2 protein-coding genes are annotated in these 2,370 nt (G+C 38.1%); both read right to left on the bottom strand.

The features are described from left to right. On the bottom strand, positions 1–1,619 hold a 1,619-nt coding region (gene dxs / locus ENL20_06440; protein HHE38193.1), incomplete at its 3' end, for a 1-deoxy-D-xylulose-5-phosphate synthase. A 52-nt stretch (positions 1,620–1,671) separates the two neighbouring features. Next, entirely contained in the window at positions 1,672–2,280 is a 609-nt protein-coding gene (locus ENL20_06435; GenBank protein HHE38192.1) for a YihA family ribosome biogenesis GTP-binding protein, read from the bottom strand. Between the last annotated feature and the right edge of the window lie 90 nt (positions 2,281–2,370).

Raw genomic sequence — 2,370 nt, 5'->3', positions numbered from 1 at the left:
TCGGCAGGTTTTAAAAAACGAGTATTGATCAGATAGGGTTTGAGTTTTGGGAAATCTTTTTTCATCATTTCGGAAATTTTTTCAACATCCTCAAAAGCTTTCCCAATTCCGAAAATTGCGATTGTATTTCCTTCTTGAAGAACTTCATATTTTCCGATTTGAACCGGTTTTATCTTTTCTTTTCTAAATGTGACAGATCCTCGCGGATAACGAATTGCGATCGGTCCGTTTTTATATGTTGCCGCGAGTTTCATCATTTCGGAAAATTCTTCAGCACAAGATGGAGCCATCACGATCAAATTGGGGATAAAATTCAAATAGGAGAGATCAAAAGCTCCGTGATGAGTTGCTCCGTCTTCTCCCACCAGACCTGCTCGATCCAGACAAAAAACGACAGGAAGTTTCTGCAAAGCAATATCGTGTATGACCTGATCGAGGGCTCGCTGCAGAAAAGTCGAATAAATCGCTACGAAAGGTTTTATTCCTTGAATTGCCAGTCCTCCGGCAAAAGTAACTGCATGTTGTTCGGCAATGCCGACATCGAAAAATCTATCCGGGAATTTTTTTGCGAAATCAGTTAGTCCTGTACCATCGGTCATTGCGGGAGTTATGGCTACAACTTTTTTATTTTTCTTCGCAATTTCACATAGGTTATCACCAAAAGCTTTTGAGTAGGAGGATTTTGATTTCCCTACGGATTCTCCTGTTTTAACTTCATAAGGACCGAGTCCGTGAAATTTAGCCGCGTCATCTTCTGCAAATTCATATCCTTTGCCTTTTTGGGTGACCACATGAACCAGAACAGGACCCGTTATGTTTTTTTTCACTTTGTTGAAAATCCGGATCAATCGGGGGATATTATGACCATCGATAGGACCAACATACTTAAATCCCAAATCCTCAAATATAATATTCGGAACAAGTGTATTGATAATATTTTCCTCAAATTTCTGGGCACTCTGGATCAATCTTCGACGAAGCCGGTGAGGAAAATGTTGAATAAAATCCCAAATTGCGTTTTTCAAAACATTATAAGAACGACTCACAAGAATATTAGTTAAGTAAGCTTGCAACGCTCCTACATTTTTGGAGATGGACATATTATTATCATTTAGAATGACGATCATATTTTTATGGAGATGACCAGCATGATTCATCGCTTCGAATGACATACCTCCGGTTAATGCTCCGTCACCGATGATAGCAATCGCTCTTCCGTTTTTGTTATTTATTTCTTTTCCAACGGTTATGCCCAGAGCTGCTGAAATAGAAGTGCTGCTGTGTCCGACCCCAAAAGCATCGTATTTACTTTCGAAAATGTTGTTAAATCCGCTGATCCCATCAAGTTGACGCAATGTATCGAATCTGGCGTTCCTCTCCGTCAGGATTTTGTAAGCATAAGATTGATGTCCGACATCCCAGATTATTTTGTCTTTCAGGGGATCGAATATTTTCAAAAGAGTAATGGCAATATCTGTTGCTCCCAAACTCGGAGCAACATGACCTCCGTTTTTGGAAGTTACTTCGATGATCCGTTTCCTGACATCTTTTGCTAATTCTTCCAGCTCCGAAACCGTTAATTTTTTTATATCTTTCGGAGATCTTATTTTTTCTAACATTTTTTTCCTCATAAACAACTAAATTCAGACTGTTTTTTATTTCAAGTAATTTTTACACAATCTGTTTTGCTATCCAATTTAAAACTTCATCGACACCGGTCTTTTTTAGAGATGAGAAAGCGATAATATCCTTTTCGTCAACTTCGAGACCGACCCTTAATTTTTTCAGATGTAATTGTATTCTGGTTTTTGGAATTTTATCGGATTTGATAGCAACAACTAGAGATTTTATACCAGTGTCTTTTAACATTTTGAGCATCACCAAATCTTTCGGATCGGCTTTGTGACGAATATCGACGAGTAAGATCACACCTTTTAATTGCTCTCTCTTCTCGAAAAAATTGTTCACCATTAATTTCCAGGAATTTTTTTCCTTCTTACTTACTTTAGCATAACCGTAACCGGGAAGATCCACAAAGTTTAAAAAACCATCCTCGTTATCATCGGTTTTGAATCTTATTTCAAAGAAATTTATCAATCGTGTTTTACCGGGAGACGAGCTTGTTTTGGCGATCATTTTCCGAGTAAGAATGGTATTGATCAAAGATGATTTTCCCACATTGGATTTTCCGGAAAAGGCGATATCAGAAAACGGAGACTGAGGATAATCGATGGGCTTTACAGCGCTTTTTATAAATTGAGATTCGACAATTCTGATCATTTTTCTTGCCACAGAGACACGGAGAGCACAGAGATTTTTTTCATTTTCATTTTTCTTGCCACAGAGACACGGGGAGCACAGAGATTTTTT

Source organism: Candidatus Cloacimonadota bacterium (genome assembly GCA_011372345.1).
GTDB lineage: Bacteria > Cloacimonadota > Cloacimonadia > Cloacimonadales > TCS61 > DRTC01.
Note: the sequence above shows the minus strand (reverse complement) of the source record. Positions and strands in the feature narration are given on the sequence as shown.